General features: G+C 63.0%; 10 protein-coding genes. 6 read left to right on the top strand and 4 right to left on the bottom strand.

Features of this window, described 5'->3' with window-relative positions; translation table 11 throughout:
• The first annotated feature begins 11 nt into the window (after positions 1-11).
• The 4 genes from purF (at position 12) to E5K00_RS15370 (ending at position 5,839) form a co-directional block, all read left to right on the top strand.
• Positions 12-1,517 (top strand): amidophosphoribosyltransferase, encoded by a 1,506-nt coding sequence (purF, locus tag E5K00_RS15355; protein ID WP_135464197.1) that lies wholly within the window; start codon positions 12-14, stop codon positions 1,515-1,517.
• A gap of 178 nt (positions 1,518-1,695) precedes the next feature.
• Positions 1,696-2,796, top strand: coding sequence for an AIR synthase-related protein (locus E5K00_RS15360; RefSeq protein ID WP_135464198.1), 1,101 nt, complete (start codon positions 1,696-1,698; stop codon positions 2,794-2,796).
• 560 nt (positions 2,797-3,356) lie between these two features.
• Positions 3,357-4,409, top strand: coding sequence for an outer membrane beta-barrel protein (locus E5K00_RS15365; RefSeq protein ID WP_135464199.1), 1,053 nt, complete (start codon positions 3,357-3,359; stop codon positions 4,407-4,409).
• Between the two features lie 62 nt (positions 4,410-4,471).
• Positions 4,472-5,839 carry an ammonium transporter gene (locus E5K00_RS15370; RefSeq protein WP_135464200.1) on the top strand — a complete coding sequence of 456 codons (1,368 nt, stop codon included), beginning with the start codon at positions 4,472-4,474 and terminating at the stop codon, positions 5,837-5,839.
• A 61-nt stretch (positions 5,840-5,900) separates the two neighbouring features.
• On the opposite strand, the gene E5K00_RS15375 is transcribed toward E5K00_RS15370, so the two are convergent.
• Positions 5,901-6,446 (bottom strand): hypothetical protein, encoded by a 546-nt coding sequence (locus E5K00_RS15375; RefSeq protein WP_135464201.1) that lies wholly within the window; start codon positions 6,444-6,446, stop codon positions 5,901-5,903.
• A gap of 302 nt (positions 6,447-6,748) precedes the next feature.
• Positions 6,749-6,961, bottom strand: a complete 213-nt coding sequence (locus tag E5K00_RS15380; RefSeq protein ID WP_135464202.1) for a heavy-metal-associated domain-containing protein — start codon at positions 6,959-6,961, stop codon at positions 6,749-6,751.
• 201 nt (positions 6,962-7,162) lie between these two features.
• Here E5K00_RS15380 and E5K00_RS15385 point away from each other — a divergent pair, with 201 nt between their 5' ends.
• The gene (locus tag E5K00_RS15385) at positions 7,163-7,708 is read left to right on the top strand and encodes a DUF4240 domain-containing protein (protein ID WP_167856916.1); all 546 of its coding nucleotides are present in this window, start codon (positions 7,163-7,165) and stop codon (positions 7,706-7,708) included.
• 81 nt (positions 7,709-7,789) lie between these two features.
• On the opposite strand, the gene E5K00_RS15390 is transcribed toward E5K00_RS15385, so the two are convergent.
• Positions 7,790-8,305, bottom strand: a complete 516-nt coding sequence (locus tag E5K00_RS15390) for a GNAT family N-acetyltransferase (protein WP_135464204.1) — start codon at positions 8,303-8,305, stop codon at positions 7,790-7,792.
• A 70-nt stretch (positions 8,306-8,375) separates the two neighbouring features.
• Positions 8,376-9,872, bottom strand: coding sequence for a nicotinate phosphoribosyltransferase (locus tag E5K00_RS15395; RefSeq protein WP_135464205.1), 1,497 nt, complete (start codon positions 9,870-9,872; stop codon positions 8,376-8,378).
• Between the two features lie 407 nt (positions 9,873-10,279).
• On the opposite strand from E5K00_RS15395, the gene E5K00_RS15400 reads away from it, so the two are divergent.
• A complete protein-coding gene (locus E5K00_RS15400) occupies positions 10,280-13,282 on the top strand; it encodes a kelch repeat-containing protein (RefSeq protein WP_135464206.1) in 3,003 nt (1,000 codons plus the stop codon).
• The last annotated feature ends 34 nt before the right edge of the window (positions 13,283-13,316 follow it).

The following is a 13,316-nucleotide window of genomic DNA, read 5'->3' on the forward strand; positions in this document are numbered from 1 at the left end:
TTGAAACTGCCATGTGCGGAATAGTAGGTTTTTACGGTCCCGATGACGTTGCCCACGACATTGTATTCGGCCTGACGGCGCTCCAGCACCGGGGCCAGGACGCGGCCGGCATTGCCACCTTCGACGACAACTTCCACCTCTGTAAGGGCAACGGGCTGATTTCCGACGTGTTCCGGCCCAAGCAGCTCAAGAAGCTCAAGGGCAACATCGGCATCGGCCACGCCCGCTACACCACCCAGGGCTCCAACGACGCGGAGCTGGCCCAGCCCTTCACCACCAGCTACCCCTTCGGACTGGCGATGGTGCACAACGGCAACGTCATCAACTTCCGCTCGGCCGCCAAGCGCCTGCACGAGAAGTACCACGTGCTGCCCAAGACCAGCAACGACCTGGAGCTGATCATGTACACCTTTGCCTCGGAGCTGCGCCTGAAAAACCTCGACAACCTCTCGGTTATCGACATTTTCGACGCCGTGGAAACCACCCAGGAGCTGGTGAAGGGCGCCTACGCCACCATCACCGTCATTGCCGGCCACGGCCTGCTGGCCTTCAACGACCCGCTGGGCATCCGGCCGCTGGTGCTGGGCCGCCGCGACACCGAGCGGGGACCCATCTACGCCTTTGCCTCCGAAAGCACCTGCTTCGACTACCTGGGCTTCGAGTTCATCAAGAATGTGGGGCCGGGCCAGGCCATCTTCATCGACCAGAACTTCCAGGTGCACTACAAGAACCCGTACAGCCTGCCCAAGAACTTCTGCGTGTTCGAGCACATCTACTTCGCCCGCGAAGACTCCACGATTCATGGCCGGCTGGTGGCCCGGGAGCGGGTGCGCCTGGGTAAGATGCTGGCCCGTAAGGTCATCGAGTCGGGTATTCAGCCCGACATGGTGATTGACGTGCCCTCGTCGGGCTACTTCGCGGCCTCGGGGCTGGCCGAGGCCATCGGCGTGCCCTACCGCCGGGCGCTGGTGAAGAACAACCACATGGGCCGCTCCTTTATCGTGAGCAGCCAGGCGGGCCGGGAGGATATCGTCAAGAAAAAGCTCAACCCGATTCGGGAGTTCGTGGCAGGCAAGAAGATTGCCGTGGTCGACGACAGCATCGTGCGGGGTACTACCTCGCGGCGCATCGTGCGCATCCTGCGCGAGGCCGGTGCGGCCGAGGTCTACTTCATCAGCAGCGCCCCGCCCATCACCTCGCCCTGCATCTACGGCATCGACATGGCCATGAGCACCGAACTGATTGCGGCCAACTATACCGAGGAGGAAATATGCCGCTACATCGAGGCCGACAAGGTCATCTACCAGTCGGTGGAAGACTTGCAGGAGCTGTTTGCCGAGGAGCGCGGCCACGGCGGCAGCTGCTTCGCCTGCTTCACCGGCCAGTATCCCACCGGCGACGTGACCAAGTACCTGCGCCACATTCAGGAGGAGCGCCAAAGCCACCGCAGTGACAAGAAAGGGCCGGACGTCATTCCCTCCGTGAGTGCGAAAGCGCCGGAGCCAACCGAGCATTAAGCTAAGGCTAGAAGTCTAGTTCCCCTCCTCAGACGAGGAGGGGTTAGGGGTGGTTGAACGGAGTGTTGAACGACCTTTAGAAACTAGCTCTAATACTTGTTCTTCCGTTTCAACCACCCCTAACCCCTCCTCATCTGAGGAGGGGAACTAGTTTTCTAGTTTTAACCTAGTTTCTAACATGTCATCTGAGCTCAAAGCCACCGCCGGCTACTCCATCGAAGAAGGCAACGCCGCCTCCAAAAACGCCTACCACTGGGCCCAGAAAACCTTCAGCACCCGGGCGGGCAAGCCCGGGGAACCGGCCCAGGACCTGGCGGGCGGCTTTTCCAACGAAATCCGCTTTGGTGCCGAGCGGCTGGGCATCGGCTCCGACGGTATCGGCACTAAGATCGAAGTGGCCGAGCGCCTGGACCGCTACGACACGCTGGGCTACGACCTGATTGCCATGGTGGCCGACGACCTGGTAGTGGCCGGCTTCATCCCGACCAACCTGTCGAACATCATCGACGTGAATACGCTCGACTACGCGGTGGTCGACGAGCTGATGCGCGGCCTGCACGACGCGGCCCAGTTCAGCCAGATTGCCGTGACGGGCGGCGAAATTGCCGAGCTCGGCAACCGCATCGGTGGCTACCCCGGGGCCCGGATGAACTTCAACTGGTGCTCGACGGCCGTGGGCGTGCTACACCCCAGCCTGGAGCGGCCCTTGAGCGGGGCCAACGTTCGGGCTGGGCAGGCCGTGGTGGCGCTTCGCTCGCCCTCGTTCCGCTCCAACGGCTACTCCCTGGCCCGCCGCGCCCTGACCAAAGCCTTCGGGGAGAAGTGGCACGCAGCGCCCTACACCGGCCCCGATGTCGCCGAAATGGGCCAGACCTGGGGCGAGGTCATGCTGGCCCCCTCGCTCATCTTCGCGCCCGGCGTGGGTGCGGTGCTGGATGCTGGCTTGCCCCTGCACGCGGCGGCCCACATCACCGGCGGCGGCATTGCCGACAACTTCAAGCGGGTGCTGAAAAACAGCGTCGGCGCCGAGCTGACCAACCTGTTTGAGCCCCTGCCCGCCATGCAACAGCTGGCCGAACTGGCAGGCATCACGCCCACGGAAGCTTACCTCTACTGGAACATGGGCAACGGCATGCTGCTCGTAACCGACCAGGACCAGGCCGAAGCCGTGGCCGAAACCCTGCGCGCCAAGGGCTACCAGGCCCAGGTAGCCGGCCGCATCACGGCCGAGGCCGGGGTGAAGCTGAACGTAAGTGCCGGCGAGCTGCGCTACGAGTAGCCGAATTTTCCGTGGAAGCTAGCCTTAAGAAAAAGCCCGCTGCCATTTCTGGTAGTGGGCTTTTTGCTGCCCTCAATTTACGAAGGGATGTTAATAATCAGAAAGGTTATGAGACGCGAAATGGGTTAAAATAGAAGGGGTATTTTGTGAATAATAACATGTATTTCAAATAATGACATAAAATTTGATAGTGGTTTTAGGTTTTTAATATAATATTAATATATATTGGCATTGTAAATGACAGCCTGCCCATGCAGGACTAATTGGATTGCCGGCACTGCGGCGGTCCGCACTTGCCGTGGCCCTAAGTAAGGCCGTAGCTCCGCCGCCAGCGTTCCTGGCGCCGCGGGTGCCTCACTTCCCCCCGGTGAGGCCAGCACAACGCATTTCGAGTGAGAGTACCGAGTGTGCTTCCCGGGTAAAAACCGGGCAGGGGAATATCTGTCCGCCGTTTTTGGCCGCGAAGCAAGTACCAAAGTGACCCGCGCACCCCGCCGGCCCCGGCCGGTGTGCCCCGCGCTTGCCAATTCTTTGCCCGTGCCACTCCTAACCCCGACAGTATGCTGCTTTCTACTGCTGCCCTGGCCTTCCTGTGCGTCCCGCTGGCTGCCGAACCGGATGATTCCGTCAAAACCGCGCCCGTGAAGCTCTCGGGGTTTGTGGACGGCTACTACCGCTACAACTTCAACAACCCCGGCGAGGCGCCTTATAACAACCTGACCAGCTTCACCAACAGCCATAATTCCTTCGAGCTAGGTATGGTTTCGCTGAAAGCCGAGCATACGGTGGGCAAAGTCGGCTTCGTGGCCGACCTCGGCTTCGGGCGCCGGGCCGAGGAGTTTTCCTACAACGACGACCACACCCGCTTGGCCATCAAGCAGGCTTTCATCACCTACGCCCCAACCGAAAACGTCAAGCTGACCGGTGGCAGCTGGGCCACCCACATCGGCTACGAGGCCGTGGATGCCTACCTCAACCGCAATTACAGCATGAGCTACCTGTTCTCCTACGGGCCCTTTTTTCACACGGGGCTGAAGGCGGAACTCACCCTGGGCAACACCACGCTCATGGCCGGGGTAGCCAACCCAACCGACCTGAAAAGTGCCAGCAGCATGCCCAAAACCCTGATTGGCCAGGTCGCCACCACGTCGGCCGATGGGAAAGTCAAGGCCTACCTCAACTACCAGGGCGGCGCCCAGCACGACTCGTTGCGCGTGCAGCAGGCCGACGTGGTGCTGACCTACGCCGTGAGCCGCCTGCTGAGCTTTTCCGGCAACGGCACCATGCAGTACCGGCAGCAGCGGGGCGAAACCGGCTGGAGCGACTACCAGGCTTGGTGGGGCGGGGCCCTGTACGCCAACCTGGACCCCGTGCCCTGGTTTGGCCTGACGCTGCGCGGGGAGTATTTCAACGACAAGAAAACCCTGCTGGGCTTCAGTGGCAGCGTCATGGAAGCTACCCTCTCTTCCAACTTCCGCCTCGACAACCTGACCCTGATTCCGGAGGTGCGCCTGGATAGCGGCTCCCCCACTACCGGCCTGTTCGTCGACCACGCGGGAGTGGCCACCCAACGCACGGTCAGTGCGCTGCTGGCGGCCGTGTACCACTTCTAGGCGGCCCGCACCGTCGCTGTTTCTTTCGCAAAAGCCTGTTTGTTTACTCAATTAACTGCCTCATGGAAAACTCGTTACCATCGAAAGCTAATTACGGAAGCCTGGCGCTGCTCGGCCTCTTTCTTCTCAGTGCGGTGGCGGCCTTCGTGCGCGTCGACCACCCCAGCGCGGCTGCGGGCACCATCAACGGGGCCGACGTGGCCTGGATGCTCACCGCCTCGGCCTTCGTGCTGCTGATGACGCCGGGCCTGTCGTTCTTTTACGGGGGCATGGTGCGGCCCAAAAACCTGATTTCGACCATGCTGCAGAGCTTCGTGGCCCTGGGCGTCATCTCGCTGGTGTGGTACTTCGTGGGCTTCTCCCTGTCGTACGGCGACTCTCTCGGCGGCCTGATCGGCGACCCGCGCACGTTCTTTCTGCTGCGGGGCGTGGGCACGGCCACGCATCCGCTGCTCTCGCCCACCATTCCGCTGATTCTGTTCTTTGCCTTCCAGCTCAAGTTTGCCATCATCACCCCGGCCCTGATTACCGGCTCCTTTGCCGAGCGGGTCCGCTTCAAGGGCTACCTGGCCTTTATCATCCTGTTTTGCCTGTTCATCTACTGCCCGCTGGCCCACTGGACCTGGCACCCCGACGGCTTTTTGCGCCAGTGGGGCGTGCTGGATTTTGCGGGCGGCACGGTGGTGCACATTTCGGCCGGGGTTGCAGCGCTGGCCGGCGCCCTGGTGCTGGGGCCGCGCAAGAAGCACCGCGACCAGTCGTTTTCCACGCCCAACGTGCCGTTCGTATTGCTGGGCACGGGCCTGCTGTGGTTTGGCTGGTTTGGCTTCAACGCCGGCTCGGCCCTGGGCGCTAATGAGCTGGCTTCGCTTTCCTTCGTAAACACCAACCTGGCCTCGGCCGCCGCCCTGGTGGCCTGGATGCTGATTGAAGTGGCTCGTGGGGGCAAGCCCACCGCCATGGGCGCCTGCATCGGCGCCGTGGTCGGGCTGGTGGCCATTACGCCCGCCGCCGGCTTCGTCGATTATGGGCAGAGCATCCTGATTGGGGTAGTGGCTGCCTTTATCAGCTTCATGGGCGTGCACTGGAAAAACAGCCGCACCGGCATCGACGATACGCTCGACGTGTTTCCCTGCCACGGCCTGGGCGGTATCGTAGGCATGCTGCTCACCGGCGTCTTTGCCGCCAAAGTCGGGCTGGTGTACGGCACGGCCGCGGTATTCAGCTACCACGTGCTGGGTTTGGTCATCGTGGTGGCCTATACATTCGGCATGTCGTGGGTGCTGCTCAAGCTGACCGACAAGCTCTTCGGCCTGCGGGTGAAAGATGCCGACGAAGAGCTGGGCCTCGACCTGAGCCAGCACGAGGAATCCATCTACCACGTCGACGAGGAGTTCGAGAAGACTTACCGCAAGGAGCTGGTGTCCTAAGCTTTGGTCCGGTGGCCCGCTGCGGTAGTGCCGAGCGCCAGCTCGGTACGCCGCGGCGGGTTTATTGCCGGGCCAGGCCGTCGGTCTGGTTCAGCATGCGCTGGGTCAGATCTTGCAGCAGGCGGCGCAGGGCCAGGTCTATTTCCGTGAGCTTTTTGTCGCGCAGGCGGCCCGGCCGGGTATACACCAAGGTTTCAATCTTGCTCGTTACGGGGCCGGGTGCGCTGTATTTGCCAGCCCGGGCGTAGCTGGGCTGGGTGTAGGTCACGTTGGTCAGCACGTAGCGGTAGGCGCCTTCCTGGGCGGTTATCGTCACCCGGCAGCCGTACGACTCCTGGCCGTTCTTAAGCCGGACCTGGGTGCTGACGCGGCCGGTTTCGGGCGTCGCGCGCAGGGCCGAGCCTTGCGCCGGCCCGCGAAGCTGGGCGGCCCACTCCCGGGCCCGGGCGTAGAGCTGGGCCTGGGCCACGCCCTCTACGGGCACCGTGGCCGCGTACACCACCGTGTGCGTGTGGGCGTCCAGGGGCAGGGGCGAAAACTGGTACGGCTGCTGGGCGGCAACCGGCCCCCCGATCAGGAAAAGCAGGGCAACGAATAAGGCTTTCATGGGTGGGTCGAAAGCAAAAGAACGTATACGCAAATCAGGGCCGGCCGATCAGGTTGATGAGCTACCAACCAGTACAAAGCTGCCCAGCAAAGGTAACAGCCCTCGGTTTGCGTCGTGCCGGCCTGGGTACAGGCCGGATCCGCCGGCAGCTTCCCGCTGGCTTGTTCATTGGCACTAAACGCCAACGCCCTTACTCGTGCTCCACGGATAAGGGCGTTGGGATGTAAAGGCCGGCCGGCGGGGACAGAATGCCCCGCGCCGCAATGCCTGCGGTGTATTAGTTTTCGGGCCGCAGCGGCACGTTATTGAACTGGTTCAATATCAAACCCGGCCTGGGCCACCGATTTCATAATCAGCTCAGGAATCGGGTTTTCGCCTTCCACGGTCAGGATTTTGTCGGGGTTGGTGGTATCTACGCTCCACTTCTCCACGCTGGCTTCGGCGTCGAGGAAGGGCGTGACGGCGCGCAGGCAGTTGGCGCAGTTGATGCTGGTTTTGAATTTCAGGGTTGACATCAGAAGTAGCGGTAAGGGCCGTAGCGGCTGGGCGAACAGCGAGGCGGCGGGTGAGAGGTGGTTGTATTCAACGAATACAAAACAAAAATAGTGGCCCGGCAGCCAGGTGCTCGTACAGGCTTTGGCGGCCGGAGTGCAGAGTTTTGCCGTATTTCACGGCCGCGAAAGGCGCAACTGGCTCGTGTAAGCCCGCTGTGGCCGGTGCCCCTCTCTCGTATGACCCACCCCGAGTTCTGGCAGCTGATTGCCGCTTCGCGCGCCGCTGCCGCCGGCAACCAAACCGCCCAGGCCGATTTTCTGTCGGAGCAGCTGGCCACTTTGGAGCCGGCGCAGATTATCGAGTTTGAGTGCCGGCTGCGGGAAAACCTGCGGGAAGCCGATGACTACGGCATTTTGGCCGCCTTGAAAATCATGGACGGCTACGTGTCGGACGACTCCTACCTGTACTTCCGCGCCTGGCTGGTGGGGCAGGGTGAAGCCGTGTTCCGCAGCGCCTTACAGCAGGCCGACAGCCTGGCCCAAGTGGCGCAGGAAGGGTATCAGGAGTTTGAAAACCTGCTCTACGTAGCCACCGAAGCCTTCGGGCGGCGCACCGGCCGGCCGGCCGAAGACGAATCCTTCCCGCGCAGCGTCGCCGCCGAGCGGGGCCTGGACTACGACCTGGGCTCCGAAACCAAAGGCACCGACTGGCGCGAAGAGCAGCTGCCCAAGCTGCTGCCGCGCCTATGGAAGAAGTTCGGAGGATAAGAAGATACAGCTTGACACTTCTGTGTAAGCCGACACTTCCATTCCGCTACTATGGCCCCTTTTGTAGGCTTATGGCTCGTTTCACTGTTGCCATTCTGCCTTTAGCACCGACATCACGATTTTATCGTGGAACAGGCCGTTGCGGCAGCAGGCCGCCCGCAGGCGTCCCTCCACCACAAAACCGGCCTTGGTGTAGGCTTTTACGCCACCCAGATTCGATTCGGAAACCGTGAGCATGATGCGGTTGAGCTGGTGCACCGTAAAGCCTAGGGTGAGCACCTGTTTCGTCACCTCTGTGCCTACTCCCTTGCCCCAGTAGGCTTTTTCGCCAATCAGGATGAAGTATTCGCCCGACTGGTTGGTAGCCGAAAGATTCGAAAGGCCCGCATAGCCAATCAACGTGTTGGTCTCTTGCAGATAAATACCCAGGTTCAGGCTTTTCTCATCCCGTAAGGTCGCCGCGAACCAGTGGTCAATCTGCGCCGTCGTCTTCATCGTCTGGAAAGCGGACAACGAATAGTGCACGACTTCGGGGTCGGCAATCCAGGGGTAGAAGCAAGCACCTTCTTCCGGCTGCATGCGGGCGAGCTTTATCATCGCAGGTTTTCAGCGAAGATAAGACCCTGCTTTTCTTAAACGACGAAACAGCTTGTTGGCCGCAGCCCCACTATGCTGGCCGCTGCGGGCGTTTTTCCAGAATCAGGTTGGTACGGAAGGTGTTCAGACTCTCTTCCAGGCCCACGGGGTACACGTGCGGGTTCAGGAAGCGGCGGATGCTGGGGTCGAGGCTCTGCACCTCGCGCTGAGCGTGGGCCCGGCTTTGCTGCAGCGTGGGCAAGGTTGCCACCAGCTCGCCGCCCCGGAACACGGGCTCCAGCAACTCCCGGAACTGGGTGCTGCGGATCGGCCGGCGGCGGGTGGGGTCCACGGGGTCCACGATGGTGAGGTGTTCGGGCAGGGGCTCGGCCGAGTTGTAGAGCATGTCGGCCCGGGGCTGGCCTTTCTCGGTTTCGTAGCGCCGCACCTGCAGAATGCCCGGAATGCTGGTTTTGGCCAGCTGCTCCGATATTTTGACCGTGTATTCCCAGCCCGAGTCGTCGGCCCGGCGCAGGGCGGCCAGCTTGTACACGCCGCCCAAAGCGGGCTGGTCGTAGGCCGTAACCAGCTTGGTGCCGATGCCCCAGGTGTCGATGCGGGCCCCCTGCTGCTTGAGGCTGACGATGAGGTTTTCGTCGAGGTCGTTGCTGGCCACGATGCGCGTCTTGGGGAAGCCGGCTTCGTTGAGCAACGCCCGGGCCTCGCGGCTGAGGTAGGCCAGGTCGCCGGAGTCGAGGCGGATGCCGCCCAGCTCGTGGCCTTTTTCGCGCATGCGCCGCGCCACGCTGATGGCCCGCCGCACGCCTTCCAGCGTGTCGTAGGTATCAACCAGAAACACGGAGTCGTCGGGAAACGCGTCGGCGTAGGCTTCGAAGGCCTCTTCTTCCTGCCCAAACGACATCACCCAGCTGTGGGCGTGGGTGCCGCGCACCGGAATGCCGAAGTGCTGCCCGGCCAGCATGTTGGAGGTGCCGTCGGCCCCGCCCAGGTAGGCCGCCCGGCTCGCGCCCAGCCCCCCGTCGAAGCCCTGGGCCCGGCGCAGCCCGAACTCAAACACCTGGTCGTCGCCAGCGGCCTCCCGGATGCGGGCCGCCTTGGTGGCAATCAGCGTCTGGAAGTTGACCAGCGTGAGCAGGGCCGTTTCCAGCAGCTGGGCTTGCAGCAGCGGGCCTTTGATGCGCATCAAAGGCTCGTTGGCAAATACCACGGTGCCCTCGGCAATGGCGTCCACGTCGCAGGTGAAGCGCAGCTCGCGCAGATAGTCCAGAAACTCCTGCGGAAACATCGGCGTGCCCTTCGAGCCGCGCAGGCTGCCCAGGTAGGTCAGGTCCTCGGCCGAAAAGCGCAGGTTGTTCAGCCAGTCGGCGGCGTAGGCCAGGCCCGCGCACACGGCGTAGCCGCCGCCAAAGGGCGGGCGCCGGAAGTACAGGTGAAACACGGCTTCCCGGTCTTGCAGGCCCTGTTTCCAGTAGCCGTAGCTCATCGTGAGTTGGTAGAGGTCGGTAACTAAGCTCAGCGAGGAAGAATACAGGCTGGATAGCGGGGTGTTTTCCGGGGCGTTAGGCATGGTAGTCGGGGCAAAGCGCGAATCGGGCGGCGGCCGGGGTAGGGTAGAGGCGTAGGTTGCCCGGCCAGCCCAACCGTGGGCCGCCGCCGCAAAGGTTGGAGAAAATCATAACAGTGTACCGCGAACGGCCCGGCGGAGTTGTGCCCCCGGGCGTAGCCGGGGCCGGCTGCCCCACGCCGGCCTTATCCGGCCAACCCGAATGGCGGCAAATCCCGTGGTTTGCCTCCGCAGGCTCAGAATGATAGGCGCAGAATCCTTATTCGGCTGGGTAGTAATAATTATAGACTATTGGATGATTGGGTTTTAATTTTTTCATAATATTATTGCATTCAGGTTCGAAAAATTCAATTCGCTTTCTCGGGCCCGTCACTACTCTATTTGTTTTCTCCTACCCTCTGTTGCCGCACATGAAGAAATTTTTACCCGCTCTTGCGCTGGTGGCGTTGGCTATGCCCGTCACCGATTCCGCCTGGGCCCAAGTAACCCGGATTCCCGGGCAGCTTTACCCGGGCAGCACGCCGGGCGCAGCCGCTACGGTAACCCACGCCAGCCGCATGGCCTTGCCCGCGCTGCCCCAGGCCCGCATCCAGGCCCCTTGGACCGCCCTGGCCAGCATGAGCCAGATCCGGGGCCAGCACGCGGCCGTGGCCCTGAACGGCAAGATTTACGTGTGGGGCGGATACGTCGGGACCTACGAAAGTGCCACCACGGAATTTTCGAGCCTGGAAATCTATAACCCGGCGACCAACACCTGGAGCGCCGGGGCCAACTACCCGACGCTGGTGCGGGGCCAGGCGCATACCGTGGGCCAGGACGGGCTGATTTACAGCTTCGGCAATGGCTTCGCCGGCACCGACGCCTACCGCTACAACCCGGCCACAAACACCTGGGCCGCCATTGCGCCCCAGCCCACGGGCACCTGGGAAGCGTCGGCCATTACGGCTCCCGATGGAAAAATCTACCTGTTCGGGGGCTTCACGTCCAACAACCCTACTTCCCCCATTACCCAGATTTACAACCCGGCCACCAACACCTGGGCGTCGGGCGCCAGCATGACCGTGGGCCGGCATGGTCACGCGGGCGTGCTCGACGCGGCGGGCCGCGTGCACATCATTGGCGGTACCAACAGCACCAACGGCGGCAACACGGCCATAACGTCGCACGAAATCTACACCATTGCCACCAACACCTGGTCGACCGGGGCGGCGCTGCCCGTGGGCATCAACCAGCCCGGCGCCGTGCTGGGAGCCGATGGCAAAATCTATATTATCGGCGGCAAGCAGAGCTACTATAATAACGCGACGCCCTTCTATGCCACCACGTACGTCTACGACCTAAGCACGAACTCCTGGAGCGCGGGCACCAGCCTGCCCATCGTGCTGGGCGAAAACCGGGCAGTAACCATTGGGGGCGACATCTACACCGTGGGCGGCTGCACGGGCGCCGCTCCCTCGACGACTGGCACCCAGCAAAGCGTGCTCTACCGTACGAGCGTTACCAACAGCTACACCTGGACCGGCGCCACGTCCACCAACTGGAACGTGGCCTCCAACTGGTCGGGGGGCGTAGTGCCCACGGCCACCGACAACGTGACGATTCCGGCGGGCCTGTCGCGCTACCCCAGCGTGAGCACCCCGACGGCGGCGGCCAGCGTGGTAACCGTTAACGGTGGCGCCTCGCTGAGCATTGCCGATGGGGGCACGCTGAGCGTCGCGGGCAACTTCGTGAACAACGGTACTTTCGACGCCGCCGGCAACGCCACCGTGAGTTTGACGGGCAGCACCGCCCAAACGGTGGGCGGCACCAGCATGACGCAGTTTCGCAACCTGACGGTGGGCGCGGCCGGCGCTTCGCTGAGCGGGCAGGTGGAAATCCAGCGCCTGCTGACCCTGAACGGCAACCTGAGCACCAACGGCCAGCGCTTCCTGATCTTGTCCAACAACGTGGGCACGGCTATGGTCGTCAATAACGGCGGCGTGGTGACGGGCAGCACCGTGGTGCAGCGCTACATCGACGTGGCCAGCAACGCGGGCTTCGGCTACCGCCACCTCGCGCCGGCCGTCAGCGGGGCTACGCTCAGCAACCTGACCATCTTCCCCATTCTGCCGGGGGCGCAGCCGGCCGGACCCATCCAGTTCAACGCCGCCTACAACTCGGCCGCCGAGCCGGGCCTGGTAACGCCTTATCCCACGATTTTCTCCTACGACCAGAACCGGGTGGGCACCGTCGCGGGGCCGGCCGGCTTCAACCAGGGCTGGGCTTCCCCAACGGCCGCCAGCCAGATCCTGACCCCAACCCTGGGCTACACCATCAATGAGCCCGCCGGCAACTTCTTCGAGCTGACGGGAACCTCGCTGAACACGGGCAACATCAGCCGTGTCGGCATGGGGCGCGTCGGCCAGGCCGATGGCGGCTGGCACCTGATTGGCAACCCCTACCCGGCGCCTATCGACTGGAACCGCGTCGGGCGCACCAACCTCGACGCGGCGGCCTACGTGTACCGCTCGACCGGGCAGTACGCGGGCGGCTACACCAGCTACGTGAACGGCGTGGGCGTCAACATTCTGCCGATGGGCCAGGCATTCTTCGTGCGCGTATCGACCGTAGGCGCCAGCGGCAGCGTGAACTTCACCAATGCCTCCCGGGAAACTACCTTCTCGGACCCGGCCTACAGCCGCCCCGCCCGTACCGAAACCCGGCCGCTGCTGCAACTCACCCTGCAGCGCCAGGGCGCTACCGATGCCACCGCCCAGGACGATTTCTACGTGTATGAGGAAACCGGCGCTACTTCCGGCTTCGACTCGGCCTTCGACGCGCTGAAAGTGCAGCTCAACGGCGGCGAGCAGCCCAGCCTCTACCAGCTGGCCGGCTCCGAAGCCCTGGCTATTCAGGGCTTGCCGGCCGACAACGCCCCGCGCAGCCTCGCGCTGGGCATGTACGCGGCGGTTGGCGGCAGCTACACCTTCGTGCCGGCCCAGCTGCTGAACTTCGCAACCACTGAACCCCTGTGGCTCGAAGACAAGCTCACCGGCACCTGGCACGACCTGCGCCAGGGCGCCTACAGCGTGCAGCTGAGCCAGGGCCCGAGCACGTCGCGCTTCGTGCTGCACCTGCACCAGGCGCGGCCGCTGGCCAACGGCAAAGCCAACACCTGGGCCGGGGAAGTGCAGCTGTTCCCCAACCCCGCTACCGGCGGCGCCGTAACGGTGGCCGTTAGCGGCGTGGCCGGGGCCACGGCCGAGCTGACGCTGCTCAATGGCGTTGGGCAGCGCGTATGGCAGCACACCGCCGCCATTACGGCCCGGGAGCTGCGCGGCAGCGTGCCCGTAGCGGGCTTGGCCAAAGGCATCTATACGCTGCAGGTTCGCAGCAGCGCCGGTCTGCTCACCCGCAAGCTGGTAGTACAGTAGAGTTTTAACGAATAGAAAAAATACTAGACCCCAC

Source organism: Hymenobacter aquaticus, assembly GCF_004765605.1.
Lineage (GTDB): Bacteria > Bacteroidota > Bacteroidia > Cytophagales > Hymenobacteraceae > Hymenobacter > Hymenobacter aquaticus.